Origin of the sequence: Devosia sp. (genome assembly GCF_041917035.1) — a bacterium.
Classification (GTDB): Bacteria; Pseudomonadota; Alphaproteobacteria; order Rhizobiales; family Devosiaceae; genus Devosia_A.
In genome coordinates, this window is the sequence record NZ_JAYRYM010000072.1 from 1 (window position 1) to 16,322 (window position 16,322).

14 protein-coding genes, 1 pseudogene and 1 riboswitch are annotated in these 16,322 nt (G+C 67.8%); of the genes and pseudogenes, 8 read left to right on the plus strand and 7 right to left on the minus strand.

Features of this window, described 5'->3' with window-relative positions; all coding sequences use genetic code 11:
* The 5 genes from ACE3TU_RS09690 to serA all read left to right on the plus strand — a co-directional run.
* The coding region (locus ACE3TU_RS09690) for a glucokinase (protein WP_374623330.1) at nt 1–888 on the plus strand (888 nt) is incomplete at its 5' end.
* Nucleotides 889–909: 21 nt separating this feature from the next.
* Nucleotides 910–1,830 carry a class I fructose-bisphosphate aldolase gene (locus tag ACE3TU_RS09695; RefSeq protein WP_374623332.1) on the plus strand — a complete coding sequence of 307 codons (921 nt, stop codon included), beginning with the start codon at nt 910–912 and terminating at the stop codon, nt 1,828–1,830.
* 4 nt (nt 1,831–1,834) lie between these two features.
* Nucleotides 1,835–2,776: a 1-phosphofructokinase family hexose kinase gene (locus ACE3TU_RS09700; protein WP_374623335.1), complete on the plus strand. Its 942-nt coding sequence runs from the start codon at nt 1,835–1,837 to the stop codon at nt 2,774–2,776.
* A gap of 169 nt (nt 2,777–2,945) precedes the next feature.
* Nucleotides 2,946–4,121: a phosphoserine transaminase gene (locus ACE3TU_RS09705; protein ID WP_374623365.1), complete on the plus strand. Its 1,176-nt coding sequence runs from the start codon at nt 2,946–2,948 to the stop codon at nt 4,119–4,121.
* A gap of 108 nt (nt 4,122–4,229) precedes the next feature.
* Nucleotides 4,230–5,813: a phosphoglycerate dehydrogenase gene (serA, locus tag ACE3TU_RS09710; RefSeq protein ID WP_374623338.1), complete on the plus strand. Its 1,584-nt coding sequence runs from the start codon at nt 4,230–4,232 to the stop codon at nt 5,811–5,813.
* Nucleotides 5,814–5,858: 45 nt separating this feature from the next.
* On the opposite strand, the gene ACE3TU_RS09715 is transcribed toward serA, so the two are convergent.
* Nucleotides 5,859–6,095, minus strand: coding sequence for a hypothetical protein (locus ACE3TU_RS09715; protein WP_374623340.1), 237 nt, complete (start codon nt 6,093–6,095; stop codon nt 5,859–5,861).
* A gap of 171 nt (nt 6,096–6,266) precedes the next feature.
* Nucleotides 6,267–7,214, minus strand: a complete 948-nt coding sequence (locus ACE3TU_RS09720; RefSeq protein WP_374623343.1) for a DMT family transporter — start codon at nt 7,212–7,214, stop codon at nt 6,267–6,269.
* A gap of 165 nt (nt 7,215–7,379) precedes the next feature.
* Here ACE3TU_RS09720 and ACE3TU_RS09725 point away from each other — a divergent pair, with 165 nt between their 5' ends.
* Together ACE3TU_RS09725 and ACE3TU_RS09730 are read left to right on the plus strand one after the other, a co-directional pair.
* Nucleotides 7,380–8,669, plus strand: coding sequence for an adenylosuccinate synthase (locus ACE3TU_RS09725; RefSeq protein WP_374623345.1), 1,290 nt, complete (start codon nt 7,380–7,382; stop codon nt 8,667–8,669).
* Between the two features lie 47 nt (nt 8,670–8,716).
* Nucleotides 8,717–10,861 carry a hypothetical protein gene (locus ACE3TU_RS09730; RefSeq protein ID WP_374623348.1) on the plus strand — a complete coding sequence of 715 codons (2,145 nt, stop codon included), beginning with the start codon at nt 8,717–8,719 and terminating at the stop codon, nt 10,859–10,861.
* Between the two features lie 38 nt (nt 10,862–10,899).
* On the opposite strand, the gene ACE3TU_RS09735 is transcribed toward ACE3TU_RS09730, so the two are convergent.
* Genes ACE3TU_RS09735 through thiB form a run of 3 tightly spaced genes read right to left on the minus strand, consistent with a single transcriptional unit; the run spans nt 10,900 to nt 14,153 of the window.
* On the minus strand, nt 10,900–11,589 hold the full coding sequence (locus ACE3TU_RS09735) for an ATP-binding cassette domain-containing protein (protein WP_374623351.1): 690 nt from the start codon (nt 11,587–11,589) through the stop codon (nt 10,900–10,902).
* A complete protein-coding gene (locus ACE3TU_RS09740; protein WP_374623354.1) occupies nt 11,576–13,189 on the minus strand; it encodes a hypothetical protein in 1,614 nt (537 codons plus the stop codon). Before ACE3TU_RS09740 ends, ACE3TU_RS09735 begins: the two co-directional genes overlap by 14 nt.
* Complete coding sequence (gene thiB / locus ACE3TU_RS09745) at nt 13,164–14,153, minus strand: thiamine ABC transporter substrate binding subunit (RefSeq protein WP_374623357.1); 990 nt, start codon at nt 14,151–14,153, stop codon at nt 13,164–13,166. Before thiB ends, ACE3TU_RS09740 begins: the two co-directional genes overlap by 26 nt.
* Nucleotides 14,154–14,221: 68 nt before the next feature.
* Nucleotides 14,222–14,319, minus strand: a riboswitch (TPP riboswitch).
* 26 nt (nt 14,320–14,345) lie between these two features.
* Here thiB and ACE3TU_RS09750 point away from each other — a divergent pair.
* Nucleotides 14,346–15,041: a thiamine diphosphokinase gene (locus tag ACE3TU_RS09750; RefSeq protein WP_374623359.1), complete on the plus strand. Its 696-nt coding sequence runs from the start codon at nt 14,346–14,348 to the stop codon at nt 15,039–15,041.
* A gap of 9 nt (nt 15,042–15,050) precedes the next feature.
* Here ACE3TU_RS09750 and rpoH read toward each other — a convergent pair whose 3' ends face one another.
* Complete coding sequence (gene rpoH, locus ACE3TU_RS09755; RefSeq protein ID WP_374623362.1) at nt 15,051–15,938, minus strand: RNA polymerase sigma factor RpoH; 888 nt, start codon at nt 15,936–15,938, stop codon at nt 15,051–15,053.
* A 153-nt stretch (nt 15,939–16,091) separates the two neighbouring features.
* Nucleotides 16,092–16,322: pseudogene (locus ACE3TU_RS09760) on the minus strand (RNA pseudouridine synthase); the annotation flags it as partial.

Below are 16,322 nucleotides of genomic sequence, written 5' to 3' on the forward strand. Positions count from 1 at the left end.
GATTTCTCCAATCCGATGCAGGCGATCGAGCGGTACCTGAAGTCGGTTCCGCGTTGCCCCGACAAGGTGGGCCTGGCCATTGCGGGGACGGTGCACGACACCAAGGCGCATATGCATCACCGGCCCTGGACGTTTACCCGCAACGATATCCGTGCCGTCACCGGCGCCGAGCACGTGGTGATGGTCAACGACACCGAGGCGATGGCGCTCGCGCTGCCCCGCCTGACCGAGTACGACCTGGTCGAGGTGGTCGAGGGCGAGCGGGTCCTGCACGGGACCAAGGCGGTGATCGGCTCAGGCACCGGGCTCGGAATCGCCAGTCTGGTGTGGACCGGCGGGCACTGGCTGCCCGTCGCCGGCGAGGGGCGCTTCGTCTCGCTGCCGGCGCTGGGGGCGGGCGACTTCGACGTGCGATCGGCGATCGACGGGGACGGCGTGGTCTGCCTCGAGCAGTTGCTGTCGGGGCGAGGGCTGGTGGCGGTCAACCACGCGCTGCGCCAGCACCGCGGACTGCCGGAGGCGAAGTTGACGGCGCCGCAGATCACAACCGCGGGCCTCTCGGGCGAAGACCCGGTGGCGCGCGAAGCGCTCGACCTGATGGGCGAGTGGTTCGGGCGGGTGGCGGGGGACGTGGCGCTGCTGTTCGGAGCACGCGGAGGCATCTACCTGGCCGGCGGCCTCGCGGCCAACATCCTGCCGGTGCTGCAGACGCCGCGCTTCCGCGATGCGTTTGCCGGGGCGGGCGGTGGTCGCGGCGCCTATCTCGACAGGATCGGGGTACATGTCATCAAGATGGGAGCCGACGCAGGTATCAAGGGCGCCGCGGTGGCGCTCGGACAGATCCTGCCATCGCGTCCGATAGCGGGACGGCATACGGTGACCCGCTAGCACCAAGGCGGAGGGATCGCGATGCGCGTGACCGAACGGGTCCGGGACATCCTGGGCTACTATGACGGCGAACAGCCGGGGGTGAAGGCGAGCTTGGTCCGGCTGCTGATGCAGGGACGCCTCGCCGGTTCGGGCCGGATGGTGATCCTGCCCGTCGACCAGGGATTCGAGCACGGGCCGGCGCGCAGCTTCGCGCCGAACCCGGCGGCCTACGACCCGCGCTACGTGTTCGAACTCGCCATCGAGGCCGGTCTCACGGCGCTCGCCGCGCCGCTGGGCCTGTTGCGGGCGGGGGCGGATCGCTATGCGGGAGAAATCCCACTGATCCTCAAGATCAACAACGCCAACAGCCTCGGAACGGTCAAGGACGAGGCGATCACAGCGACCGTGCGAGACGCCACGGAACTGGGCTGCAGCGCCATCGGCTTCACCATCTATCCCGGGTCGGACAGGCAGTACGACATGTTCGAGGAGATCCGCGCCGCATCGGCAGAAGCGCGGGCGGCGGGCCTTGCGGTGGTGATCTGGGCCTATCCGCGCGGCGGCATCCTCGAGGCCGAGGGTGAGACCGCCCTCGATGTGGTGGCCTACGGGGCGCACATGGCGGCGCTGCTCGGCGCCCACATCATCAAGGTCAAGCCGCCGAGCGCGCTGGTGTTCGATCCGGCGGCGCGGCCGGCCTACGAGAAGGCAGCGATCCCGCGCGAACGTCTCGCCGACCGCATTGCGCACGTGGTGCAGTCGGCGTTCGACGGGCGCCGCATCGTTGTATTCTCCGGCGGAGCCGCCAAGGACGACGCGGCGGTGCTCGACGAGGTACGCGGAATCCGCGATGGCGGCGGCTACGGTTCGATCGTCGGGCGCAACGCCTTCCAGCGGAACCGCCGGGACGCGCTGCACCTGCTCGAGGGCATCGTGTCCACCTATCTCGAGACCACCTGACGTCATGGCTGCGATCCTCACGATCACCCTCAATCCGGCGCTCGATGTCACCACCACCACCGAGCGGCTGAGGCCGCAGCAGAAACTGCGCTGCAACGCGCCGCGTTTCGATCCCGGCGGCGGAGGCATCAACGTCTCGCGTGCGATCGGCGAACTGGGCGGCGACAGCCGGGCGCTGGTGGCGCTGGGCGGCGCCTCGGGCGCGCAGCTGCGCGGGCTGCTGGAGGCGGAAGGGCTGAGTTTCGAGGTGTTTCCGGTCGAGGGCGAGACCCGTTTCTCGTTGACGGTGATGGAAGCGGCGAGCGGCCTGCACTATCGCTTCGTGCTCCCCGGACCGGAGCAGCATGTCGAGTTCGAGGACCGGCTGCTGGCGCGGATCGGCGAACTGGTGGGGCCCGATTGCCGTTTCGTCGTGGGCAGCGGCAGCCTGCTGCCGGGGGTCGCCGAGAACTTCTACGGCAAGCTCGCCCGCCTCGTGGCCGGGCGCGGGGCGCGGCTGGTGCTCGATACCCATGGCGCAGCGCTGCGGGCGGCCATCGAGAGTCGACCCTACCTGATCCGCGTCAACCACCTCGAGGCGCAGGAACTGCTGGGCGGCCGCGCCGGCACGGCCGCGCACCGGCTGGCCCGGGATCTCGTCGACCGGCACTTCACCGAGGCGGCGATCGTCACCCTGGGCGATCGCGGCGCCATCGTCGCGACCGAGGGCAGCGAGACCGAGATCGTGCCGCCGCACGTGACTGTACGCAGTACGGTGGGCGCCGGCGACAGCTTCGTGGGTGCCCTGACCCTGGGCCTCGCCCGCGGCTGGCCGCTGGTCACCGCTGCCCGCTATGGCGTTGCCGCGGCCGCCGCCGCCGTCACCACCGAGGCGACGCAGCTATGCGAGGCGGATCGCGTTGCCGAACTGTTCGCCGAGATCGGGGGCGTCATCCCTTCGTCCTGAGCGGGCGGCGCGGGATGGCGGCCTCCCCGGCCGACTCCCTCGGTCCGTCCGTCGCCGCGTCGCGCGCCACGACCCCATTGACGCCGATCGCCGCGCGGCGTATCAGCCCGTCTCAGGACACCTTGCCCTAACGCAAGGCTTTCGACCTGGGAGGGTCGCCATGGCTGATATGCCCCTGAGCGCGCCGGCGCTGAAACCGGCCAATCCGAACTTTTCGTCGGGCCCCTGTGCCAAGCGTCCTGGATGGACGGTGAACGTGCTGGCCAACGCGCTGGTTGGCCGCTCGCACCGTGCCAAGCCGGCCAAGGCACGCATCGAAAAGGCCATCGCGCTGACGCGCGAGCTGCTCGACGTGCCGGCCGACTACCTGATCGGCATCGTCCCCGCTTCCGATACCGGCGCGGTCGAGATGGCCATGTGGTCGATGCTCGGCGCCCGCGGTGTCGACATGCTGGCCTGGGAATCGTTCGGCGAAGGCTGGGTGACGGATGTCCAGAAGCAGCTCAAGCTCGACAACGTGCGGGTGCTGAAGGCCCCCTATGGCGCATTGCCCGACCTGACGGCCGTCAATTTCGACAATGACGTGGTATTCACCTGGAACGGCACGACTTCCGGCGTGCGCGTGCCGAATGCCGACTGGATACCGGCGGACCGCAGAGGGCTCACCATCTGCGACGCCACCTCGGCGGCGTTTGCGCAGAACCTCGACTTCGCCAAGCTCGATGTGGTGACGTTCTCCTGGCAGAAGGCGCTCGGCGGCGAAGCCGCGCATGGGGTGCTGATCCTCTCCCCCCGCGCCGTCGAACGGCTCGAGAGCTACAAGCCGGCCTGGCCGCTGCCCAAGATCTTCCGGATGACCAAGGGCGGCAAGCTCATGTCCGATATCTTCGAGGGCGCCACCATCAACACCGTCTCGATGATCTGTATCGAGGACGCGGTCGACGCGATGGAATGGGGCAAGCAGATCGGCGGGCTCAAGGCCATGCAGGCCCGCGCCGACGCCAACTTCAAGGTCCTCAACGACTGGGTGGCGACGTCCGCCTGGGCGGCGTTCCTCGCCAGGAACCCGGCCGAGCGAAGCAACACGTCGGTCTGCCTCGTGATCAAGGACCCGGCGATCACCGCGTTGTCCGAGGAGGCGCAGGCGGCCTTTGCCAAGGCCATCGTGTCGCGGCTCGACAAAGCGGGCGTCGCCTATGACATCGGCGGCTATCGGGATGCGCCGACGGGCCTCAGGATCTGGGCCGGCTCCACCGTCGAGACCTCCGACCTCGAGGCGCTGGTCCCCTGGCTCGACTACGCCTTCTCGGCCGAGAAGGCCGCGCTGGCCAAGGTTGCAGCCTGAACTCTTGTGAATGGTGAGTGGTGAATGGTGAATGGGTTCAACCCGCGCCAGATCCGCCCGCCATTCACCATTCACCACTCACCATTCACGCATTTCCCGGAGGGCGACATGCCCAAGGTTCTCGTTTCGGACAAGCTCAGCAAGACTGCCGTCCAGATCTTCAAGGACAACCATATCGAGGTCGACTACCTGCCCGATCTCGGCAAGGACAAGGATAAGCTGCTCGAGGTGATCGGCCAGTATGACGGCCTTGCCATCCGCTCGGCGACCAAGGTGACCGAGAAGATCATCGCGGCAGCCAGCAATCTCAAGGTGATCGGCCGCGCCGGCATCGGGGTCGACAATGTCGACATTCCGGCCGCCACCAAGAAGGGCATCATCGTGATGAACACGCCCTTCGGCAACTCGATCACCACGGCGGAGCACGCGATCGCGATGATGATGGCGCTGGCCCGCCAGTTGCCGGAGGCCGACGCTTCGACCAAGGCGTCGAAGTGGGAGAAGAACCGCTTCATGGGCGTCGAGGTCACCAACAAGGTACTCGGGCTGATCGGGGCGGGCAATATCGGCTCGATCGTCGCGGACCGGGCGCAGGGGCTGAAGATGAAGGTCATCGCCTTCGACCCGTTCCTGACCCCGGAGCGGGCGATGGCGCTGGGCGTCGAGAAGGTGGAACTGGACGAGCTGTTCGCCCGTGCCGACTTCATCACCATCCACACTCCGCTGATCGAAGCGACGCGCAACATCATCAATGCCGAAGCGATCGGCAAGATGAAGCCGGGGGTGCGGATCATCAACTGCGCGCGCGGCGGCCTGATCGACGAGGCGGCGCTGCTCGACGGCCTCAAGTCGGGCAAGGTGGCGGGGGCGGCGCTCGATGTGTTCCTCGAGGAGCCGGCCGTCGACAACCCGTTGTTCGACCTCGCCAACGTGATCTGCACGCCGCACCTGGGCGCCTCCACCACCGAAGCACAGGAGAATGTCGCGCTGCAGGTGGCGGAGCAGATATCGGCCTATCTCAATACCGGCGAGATCGCCAACGCGCTGAATTTCCCCTCGATCACTGCCGAAGAAGCGCCGCGGCTCACCCCGTGGGTCAAGCTGTCGGAAGCGCTCGGCTCGTTCGCCGGGCAGCTTACCGAAGACGCAATCAAGGGTATCCGCATCGAGTTCGAGGGCGCCGTAGCCCAGCTCAATACCAAGCCGATGATCGCGGCAGCGATCAATGGTGTGCTGAAGCCCTCGCTCGGCGATATCAACATGGTTTCGGCGCCGCAGATCGCCAAGGACCGCGGTATCACGGTCGAGACCACCAATCGCGACCAGCAGGGGGCCTATGAGGGCTACGTGCGGCTGACGGTGATCACCGAGAAGCAGCAGCGCGGCGTCGCCGGCACGCTGTTCGCCAGCGGCAAGCCGCGGATCATCCAGGTCAAGGGGATCAACATGGAGGCCGAACTGACGCCGGCCATGCTGTATGTGACCAACGAGGACAAGCCGGGGCATATCGGCCGGCTGGGCACTCTTTTGGGCAATCTCGGCATCAATATCGCCAATTTCAACCTCGGCCGCGCCGAGGTCGGCGGCGACGCCATCGCGCTGCTGTCGATCGACGGCGTGGTCACGGCCGACCAACTGGCGCAGATCGCTTCGCTGCCCGGCGTGCGCCAGGCCAAGGCCCTGCGGTTCTGACAACCTCGGCGCCCGCCACCTGCGGGCGCCGCGTCCACCCGACGCCTAGAACAGCGACACGCTCTCGCCGTTGCGGATGCGGTCGACAATCACCTTGCACTGCGGCGCGAGCTTGCTGCGGTGCTCGGCGAGGCACTCGGTCATCGGGTCGCCATAGCCGACGCCATCGCAATAGGCCTTGGCGTCGTCGCCGCACTTGCGAGCGATCTCGCCCACCGAGACGGCGAGTGCGCCCGTCGCCATTGCCGCCGACAGCAAGGCTGCCCAGGCCAGTCTAGTCATCTGTGTTCTCCCGCTTGTTCAGGTCCCGAGTGTACGGGGCGCGGCCGCATTCGGTTCACGACCGCGTGCGCGCGGCATGGCACGGTTCCGCATGCGGAGCGCGGATCCCGGCTTTCGCCCGGATGAGGTCGGGAGCACGGCCGACGTGACCGCCATTCCGATGGACAGGCGTCACGCGTGCCGCCGTGCGCTCCACTCGGCAAGGACGATGCCGGCGGCGATCAGCAGCGCGGCCGTGAGGTGAAATCCCTGCAACGCCTCGCCGAGCACGACGACCGAGCCCAGCGTGCCGAACAGCGGGATCAGATTGACGAAGAGGCTGGCCCGGTTCGAGCCGATCAACTCGACGCCGCGAACGTAGAAGAGCTGAGAGATCAGCGAGGGGAAGAGCACGGTGTAGGCGACCACCAGCCAGGCGGTGGTATCAAGGCGAGGCAACTCGGCAAGGAAGGCGCCGAGACCGCTGCCGATCGACATCTGGTAGGCCACCGAGGCCAGGATCGCGCCGAGGATGGTGGCCGACAGAAAGCTCCGCCAATCGGTCCGCGGCCGCCAGCGCAGCGCCACCGAGTAGATGGCGTATGACAAGCAGGCGCCGATCACCAGAACGTCGCCCAGGTTGAGATCAAGGCTCAGGATTCGGCCGAGATCGCCGTGGGTGGCGATCACCGCCACGCCGACAATGGTGACGGCGACACCGACGAGTTGCAGCAGTCCGACGCGCTGGCGAAACAGCACGAAGTTGAATGCGAGCACGAAGATGTTGATCGCCACCTGCTCGAGCGCGGTGTTGACTCCCGACGTCAGGTGGGCGGCGAGGTAGACCAGCACATTGAAGGTGGCGTAGCCGACGGCCCCGTAGAACAGGTAGAGCCACCACTTGTCCCGGATCGTCTGCCAGTCGCGGCGCAGCGGTCCCAAGGCGAAGGGCAGGATGACGAGCAGCGCGCCGCTCCAGCGCAGGATCATCAGGGTGTGCGCGTCAATGTGACCGACCGCGAGCTTGCCGGCGATGACGTTGCCGCCCCAGAACAGGTTGGTCAGCACCAGCAGCAGGTAGGGGCGGTGCATCAGGGCATCGAAGGCGCGACCGATGCCGGACGCGGGAACATTTGTCATCTGGCCTGGACTGGTCTATTGCACGAACGCAACTGCCGTCGAATGGTTCGGGTCCGGGCGGGTCCCGCCGGCAGCTGCGCCGAACATAGACAAGGTTTCGCAGCCGCATGCCAGCGCCAAGTTGCGCTGGCGGCAGGTTGGCTTACGAAGGGGCTTTTGGCGTAAATGGCAAACGTGATCGTCGTCGGCAGCCAGTGGGGTGACGAAGGCAAGGGCAAGATCGTCGACTGGCTGAGCGAGCGCGCCGACGTAGTGGTGCGCTACCAGGGCGGTCACAATGCCGGCCACACGCTGGTGATCGACGGGGTGAGCTACAAGCTGGCGCTGCTGCCCTCGGGGGTGGTGCGCGGCAAACTCAGCGTCATCGGCAACGGCGTGGTCGTCGATCCGCATCATTTCGTGGCCGAAGTGGAAAAGCTGGCCGGGCAGGGGGTGAAGGTCACCCCGGACTTCCTCAAGATCGCCGACAATGCGCCGCTGATCCTCAGCCTGCACCGCGAACTCGACGCAGTGCGCGAGAACGCCAATTCCGGTCTCAAGATCGGCACCACCAAGCGCGGCATCGGCCCCGCCTACGAGGACAAGGTCGGCCGCCGCGCCATCCGCGTGTGCGATCTCGCCGAGCCCGAGACGCTGATGCCCAAGATCGAGCGGCTGCTGAGCCACCACAACGCCCTGCGCCGCGGCATGGGTCTGCCGGAGCTGTCGGCCGATGCGCTCCATGCCGAGCTGACGTCCGTTGCCGACCGGGTGCTGCCCTATGTCGATCGAGTCTGGGAACTGCTGGACGCCAAGCGCAAGTCGGGCGCCCGCATCCTGTTCGAGGGAGCGCAGGGCGCGCTGCTCGACAACGACCACGGCACCTATCCGTTCGTCACCTCGTCCAATACCGTCGCCGGCCAGGCCGCTGCGGGATCGGGCCTGGGGCCGACGGCGATCGGCTATACGCTGGGCATCACCAAGGCCTATACCACGCGGGTGGGCGAAGGGCCGTTCCCGTGCGAGCTGTTCGACGATATCGGCCGTCACCTGTCCAGCGTGGGGCGCGAGGTCGGGGTGAATACCGGGCGGCCACGGCGCTGCGGCTGGTTCGACTCCGTGCTGGTGCGCCAGACCGTCAAAACGTCGGGGATAAACGGCATCGCGCTGACGAAACTGGATGTGCTGGACGGCCTGAAAGAGATCAAAGTCTGTGTGGGCTACGAGCTCGACGGTCAAAAAATTGACTACTTGCCTGCCTCAATGGGAGCACAAGCTGCTGTTAGGCCGATCTACGAGACTCTCGAGGGATGGTCGGAGACAACGGCTGGGGCGAGAAGCTGGTCGGAACTCCCGGCACAGGCGGTGAAGTACGTCAGGTACATCGAGGAGCTGATCGGAGCGCCGGTGGCCATGTTGTCCACCAGTCCCGAGCGGCTGGATACCATACTGGTGCAGGACCCGTTCCAAGACTGAGTTTTTTTGCTAAGACTGGCCTCCAAATCACGGAAATCGTGTAGCGAATGGCGGACTACAAAGAGCTGTTACGTAGGGCGGTCGAAGCTCTGCCCGAGAACAACGGCGCCGCGCGACGCGCGGTCTACGAGAAGGCGCGTGCCGCCCTCGTGGGGCAGCTGCGCGCCATCAACCCGCCCCTGGCCGCCCGCGACATAACCGCCCACCGATTGCAGCTCGAAGACTGCATCCGACAGGTCGAGCAGGAAGCCAGCGAGGCCGTGATCGCGGGTCTCGGGAGTGGCAAGGAGGAGAGCCCGCCACCGCCGCCGGTCTACTTCGAGGCCCCGGTGAAGAAGCCGGCGCCAAGCATCGCCAAGACGGTGGTCAAACCGGCGCCGACCAGCGGTCGAGAGCCGCCGAAGCCGCTGCCGCAGGGGGGCAGCATCGAAGAAATCATCGCGGCGGCCAATGCCGAGCCACCGGCCCCCCCGATCGAGACCAAGCGCAGCGCGGCGCGCGCCGATGGCGGCAAGCCGATGGGCAAGCCGGTGCCGAAGCTGGTGGCCAATACCCGTCCGCAGATCCCCGCGCCGATGCCGGAGCCGGAGCCCGAACCCGAGGACGAACTGCCGCCGCCGCCGCCGCGCGCAGTACCAGCACGACCGGCGCCTTCCGGGCGACAGCCGTTCCCGTCGGGGCGCCCGCTGCCCTCGATCGTGGCGCGAGCCGAGGCCGCCAAGAGCCGCACCAGCACGGCCGCCTTCGGAGCGCCGATCGGCGGTCCGACGCGCGGGCCGGTACTGGAACCGAGGCGTGAAATCGCGGCCCCGCGTCACGAGCCGATCGCCCGGCCGCAACTGACGTCGCGACCGGCCGCCCAGCTCGCGGTCTTCGACGATCCGCCGATGGCTGCGGCGATGTCGGCAGTCCGTGAGGTCGACCTCGATCCACAGCCTGTCGATCCGCAGGGCGCCATCGATCGCGCCATCGCAACGCTCGACCGCGAAGCTCGGGGCGAACCGGTCGACAACGAGCTGGACTACGATCCGGTCGAGAACGACGAGGACGATACCCCTTCGGCCAACGGGTTCCCGGCGGGGATCCTCAGGGCGGACGCCCCGGCCGTGGCGCCATCCCGGCGCGGGCGCGGCGGCGGGCGGGAGCCCAAGGCACCGAAGGAGCCCAAGGCGGCGCGCGAGCGCAATCTCGGGCGGGCGACGAAACCCGCCCAGACCGGCTTTCCGCGTGCTGAACGCGAACGGCGCGGCATGGGGGCGGTGACGATCTTCCTGATCGTCTTCGCGGTGCTCCTTGCCGGCGCCGGCGGGGCAGGATTCTGGGCCTGGCGCGAGGGGTTCATCAACCTCGATCAGATGTTCGGTCGCAGCGCGGTCACCGAGCAGGAGGCTGCCGCGGCGACGACGCCGGCCAATGGCGACGCCGACGTTCCGGCAACCGGACCGGGGAACACCGATACACCATCCGAGAGCAACACGCCGTCCGCCGAACTCAACCAGGACGAACGCCTGGGGGCGGAGCCGGCGGCCGTTGCCGATACCCCGGCATTGCCGCTGCTGGAGCCGGCCCCGGCCGAAGAGCGACTCGGTACCGACAGCGAGCCGGCTGCCGAGGCGGCAGTCGCCGCGCTCGACCCGGCAAACCTCGCGGGCAGCCAGTCGCTGCTGCTCGAGGCTTCCGACAACGGAACCACAGGCGCGGTGCCATTCTCGGGTACCGTGGAGTGGAGCAAGGGCATCGACGAGATGGGCGTTGCGACGCTCATCGGCAAGGCCAACATTCCGGCCCGCAACCTCGGTGTCGACGTGCTGATCCGCAAGAACTCCGACCCGAGCCTGCCGGCCAGCCATCTGATGGAGGTCAATTTCCGCGTCAGCGACAGCTTCGTGGGTGGCTCGATCGCCGGCCTGCCGGGCGTGTTGCTGAAGAACGAGGAACTGGTGCAGGGGACGCCGCTCGTCGGGGCCTCGGCGCGGGTGGTTGGCAATTCCTTCCTGTTTGCCCTCAGCGCCTCGCCTGACGAAATCACGGCCAACAGCAATCTGCTGACGTCGCGCAAGTGGATGGACCTGGCCTTGATCTACGCCACCGGCCGTCGTGCCATCATCACGCTCGAAAAGGACGAGGCGGCCGTTGCCATGTTCAACGAGGTGGTCGGATCGTGGGGGACGGCGGCGACGGCCAGCCAGTAGTCAGTAGCCAGAGCGGTGCGCCGGCATGCCGCCGGGGCTCAATCGCCTTCAGCGGCGTCGTGTGCCCCCGGTGAGGTGGGCTCGGGGAGCGGACCGCTGAGCCGGCCGTCCGCGAGGGTGTAGCGGCGGGCCGCCAGCGTTGCGACATCGTCGGCATGGTGGCTGACGAGCATGGTGATCCAGCCGTGCCGTCGTGTGAGATCGCCCACGAGGCGCCGAACTGTGCCGCGCGTGTCATCGTCAAGCGCCGAGAACGGTTCGTCGAGCAGCAGGATCGGACGACCACGCAGCAGCGTTCGGGCCAGGGCCACGCGCTGCTTTTCACCACCCGACAGTGTCGCCGCGCGCTGCCCCATGACGGCAGGCAGTCCCACTTCGGCCAGAGCGTCCGCCACCCGTTCGCGCCGAGTTGCGGGGGGCAGGTGCCGGGGCAGACCGAGTTCGACGTTCCGGGCCGCGGTCAGGTGCTCGAACAGGGTCTCGGTCTGGAACAGGATGGAGACGGGGCGTTGTTCCGGGGCGAGCGGCAGCAGGTCGCGCCCGTCGAGGGCCAGGGTGCCACCGCTGGGGGCGAGGAAGCCGGAGATGAGGTCGAGCAGGGTCGACTTGCCCGACCCGCTCGGTCCGCTCACCGCCGTGACCTCGCCGCGTCGGGCTGCGAAGCTGAACTCGTAGGTACGGCCCGCCGGTACCGTGTGGGCATAGAGCAGGCGGTCAGCGATCAGCATCGGGCACCTCGAGCAGGCGGGGAATCGCCACGAAGGCGATGATGGTGATGAGCAGCATCACCGCGGCCACGGTTCCGGCGTCGTTGGTGCGGTAGGCGCCGAGCGCGCGGTACATGAATAGCGGCAGGGTGGTGAAGTCCTGTGTGCCAAGCAGGGCGATGACCCCCAGGTCGCCGAGCGAGAAGCAGAAGGCGAGGGCCAGCACGATGCCGGCCTCGTGGCGCACCAGCGGCCATTCGATGTCGCGGAACTGCCGCCAGCCGTCGAGATCGAGCGAGCGGATGAGCTTGCCTCGTCCTAGTGCCACGGCGTCGAGCGGCGGTCCGAGGGTGGCGATGGCGAAGGGAAGCGACAGCAGCGCATTGGCGAGGAGCACGATTGTCGGCGCGGCGGCCTCGTTCGGCACCCCGGTCAGGCGAACCACGAGGAAGGCGCCGAGCGAGAGCACCACCGCCGGCACGGCGAGGTAGGCAAAGGCGGGCGCGCCGATGACGTGGCGCAGCACGGATGTGCCGGCGGCGCCGCGGGCAGTGCCGATGACGAGGGCCAGCAGCAGCGTGAGGATCGCGGAGGCGCTGCCGAGCGCCAGGCTCGTGCCGAGAGCCTGCCAGAATCCCGGCCGGAGCAGCAGCGCTGCCATGCCCGGACCGATGCCGTCGAGCAGCACAGCGAGCAATGGCAGGCCGAATCCCGCCATGCCGAGCCCCAGTACCAGCCATTGCAGCGCGCGGGCGGGGCCGCGGTCGCGCCAGGCCGAGACGCGCGAGCGTCCGGTCACCGCCGAGACCGGGGCAGCGGCGCTGGCGAGCAGGATCACGGCGGTGCAGACGCCGATCTGGACGAGGGCCAGCTGCACCGCGCCATGCAGGTCGAAATCGAGTCTCACGGCCGAGTAGATGGCCACTTCGAGGGTCTGGTTGGCCGGCCCGCCACCCAGCAGCAGCACGATGGGGAAGCTGGTGAAGGCAAGAAGGAAGATGATGGCGCCGAGTCCGGGGATGGCGCCGCGCAGCATCGGCCAGTCGATGATTGCGAAGCGCTGCAGGGCGGACAGTCCCAGGCTCTGGCCGGTCTTGAGGCGCAGTTCGGGCGTGGCCTCGAGGCGGGCCAGCAGAATGCGGGCGGCGAAGGCGCCGTCGAGAATGACGTGTGCCGCGACGATGCCGGCAAGGCCGAAGAGCGGCACTTCGAGCGGCTGGCCGGTGAGGGCCAGTGCCGCCTGGTTGACCCAGCCGGCGCGGCCCCAGACCGAGAGAAGCCCGAAGGCGACGATCAGGCCGGGTGTGACGATGGCCGAAGCGAACAGGCCGACCACCAGGCGGCGACCGACGAAACGCAGGCGGTTGAGCGACCAGGCGAGCCCGATGCCGGCGGCAAGCGACAATACCGTGCTGAGCGCAGCCTGCGTGGCCGTCATGGCGAGCAGATGCATGACGTCGATGCGCGACGGCGCTGCGGCCCCGTCGCCGGCGGCGGCGATGATGGCAGCGAGCACAGTCGCGACGAGACCGGCGATGGCGGATGCCATGGCCGTGCCGGCGAGCAGCCGGAGCGGCCGAACCGGCAGCACGCGGCTACTGAAGGGCAGCCAGCGCGGCATCGACCCAGGCCCGGCTGCTCGCGGCAATGGTCTCCTCGTTTACGACCAGCACCTTTGCCGGCGGCATGCCGAAGGCGGCGGGGAGGTCCGCGCCGATGTCGATGACCGGATACATCCAGTTCGTGGTGGGGATGATCCGCTGCGCCTCGGGCGAGGTCAGGTAGCCGAGGAAGGCCCGCCCCAGCTCCGGCTGATCGCTGCCTGCCACGAGGCCGGCGACCTCCACCTGGGAGACGAAGCCTTCGGCAAAGGGCGCGTAGGCGTAGTTGTCGTCATTCTCGGCCACCGCGTGGTAGGCGGGCGAGGTGGTGTAGCTCAGCACCATGTCGGCCTGTCCGTCGAGGAACAGGCCATAGGCCTCGGACCAGCCGCGGGTCACGGTCAGCACGTGCGGCTTCAGGCCATGCCAGATATCGGACGCGCGGTTGCCGTAGGCGGCGGCGATCCAGAAGACATTGCCGAGGCCCGGCGTGGACGAGCGCGGATCCTCGATCACGATCTTGAAGCTGTCCGGCCGGGCAATGAGTTCCTCGAACGACAATGGGGGCGCGATGGTGCGGCGCTTGTCGTAGACAAAGGCGAAGTAGCCATGGTCGAAGGGGATGAACTCGGCGTCCTGCCAATCGAGGACGAGCCCTTCGGGGGTCAGCCCGTGGGCAGCGAACAGCCCGGTGGCCCGCGCCTCACCCATGGTGGCGGTATCGAGGCCGACCACCAGATCGGCCGGGCTCGATGACCCCTCCAGCTGCAGCTTGCGCAGCATCGAGATGGCGTCCTCCGCAGTGACGAAGCGGACGGTGCAGCCGCAACTCACTTCGAAGCCGGCCTTGAGCGCCGGGCCGGGCCCCCACTCGGCGGCAAAGCTGTCATAGGTGTAGATGTCGAGGACGGGCCGGTCCTGGGCAAGGGTGGGCAAGGCGATGGCGCACAGCGATGCCGCCAACGCGAAGTACTTGAACGACATGGTCGTTTTCCTTCGGGTCTGCGGCCATGTGGATAGAAGGGGAACGCATATGGTTTGGGCGACGGGCGCCCTTGCCATCTCGAACTTCCTCCGCCAGCATGACCTGGTTCAGGTTCAATGGGTAACTCTCAGCCCCGGATTTCCCGGAGCACCCCAGCGAGACGACCGACAGATACCCAGAGTTCCACTCCCTTGCAAGCACGTAGCCCCCAAACCTCGGTGGTCGCCTTCGAGCAGCTGCTCGTCATCGTCGGCGGCGGCAACGTCGATGCCGAGTTGCTGCGGGAGCTCTACGCATCGGGCGGCCACCTCGTCGGGGCCGACGGGGGTGCCGACCAGATCGTGGCGGCCGGGCTGAGGCCCGAGCTGATCGTGGGCGATTTCGATTCGCTGAGGGAACCGCACGGCTGGCTGGGCAAGACCCGGCTGATGCAGATCGCCGAGCAGGAAACCACCGACTTCGAGAAGGCGCTGTACTCGACCAAGGCGCCGGTGACCATCGCGGTCGGCATGACCGGCCGGCGGTTCGACCATACGCTCGCCGCACTCGATGCGGTGACGCGCTATGCACGACGGCGCAAGATCGTGCTGGTCGACGAGGAGGACGTGGCGGTGGCGCTCACCGAGGCGTTCAGCTTCGAGGTCGCGGCCGGCGAGAGGGTCTCGATCCACCCGCTGGCGCCGGTCACCTTCTGGCGTTCCGATGGACTGAAGTACCCGCTGGACGCGGTCAAGCTGGCGCCGGGGGTGCGGACGGGCACCTCCAACGAGGCGCTGACCGGACCGTTCCGAATCGTACCCGAGGAGGGGATCCACGCCCCCTACCTCCTGATCCTCAGGCGCGAGCACCTGATGGAACTGATCGCCGCGCTCGGCGCGCAGGGCTGAGCCGAACGGTCAGGCCGCGGCCTCGCGGGATTTGGCGCTCGCCGCCTTCTGCACGGCCTCCTGCACCTTCTCGAAGGCCCGCACCTCGATCTGGCGAATGCGCTCGCGGCTGACGTTGTATTCCTGGGCAAGTTCCTCGAGGGTGGCCGGCTCGTCGCGCAGACGACGGGCCTGGAAGATCGCCTTCTCGCGCTCGTTGAGATCGCCCATGGCCTTGTTGAGCAGCACCATGCGCTCGCTGAACTCCTCGGACTCGCCGAGGCTGGTCTCCTGGTCCGGGGTGTCGTCGACCAGCCAGTCCTGCCATTCCGAGGCGCCCTCATCGGCGCGCATGGGCGCGTTGAGGGATGCATCGCCGGAGAGGCGCTGGTTCATCGACACGACCTCGTCCTCGCTGACATGCAGCGTGGTGGCGATCTGCTTGATCTGGTCGGGATGCAGGTTGCCGTCCTCGAGCGCGGCGATCTGCCCCTTGATCTTCCTGAGGTTGAAGAACAGCCGCTTCTGCGCGGCGGTGGTGCCGATCTTGACGAGGCTCCACGACCGCAGGACGTATTCCTGGATCGCGGCGCGAATCCACCACATGGCATAGGTGGCGAGCCGGAATCCCTTCTCGGGCTCGAAGCGCTTGACCGCATGCATAAGGCCGACATTGCCCTCCGAGATCACCTCGGAGATCGGCAGCCCATAGCCGCGATAGCCCATGGCGATCTTGGCCACGAGCCGGAGGTGCGAAGTGATCAGCTTCTGCGCCGCACCCGGATCGGCATGCTCCTTGTAGCGCTTGGCGAGCATGTATTCCTCGTCAGGCTCCAGCATCGGGAACTTGCGGATTTCTTGCAGGTAGCGACTGAGGCCGCCCTCAGCGGACAGTACTGGCAGGTTGGTCTGGGCCATATTGCACCCTCGTGTTTCCCCCGAAAGCGGGCAGAATTGCCGCCGTGTCCAGTCCGGCACACGACAGACTGTCGGAACTATATAGTTCGAAAGCCGGCGAAGATAAGGCCCGCCCGTGTCGGACTGTTGCGGATCGGCCGGCCGAGGTTGCCGCTAGCGGGCAGCCGCCAGATCGTAGGGCGCGAGCGCTGCTTCGAGACGCCGGAGGTCGGCAGGCAGTTCCGCCTCGAAGGCCATGTCCTCGCCGCTCGCCGGGTGCTCGAAGCCGAGCTCGGCAGCATGCAGCGCCTGGCGTCCCAGCGCCTCGACCGCCTGCCGCGGCTCATCGGGGAGGCGGTTGACCTTGGTGGCGAAACCGGGAGCGTAGATCTGGTCGGCGACCAG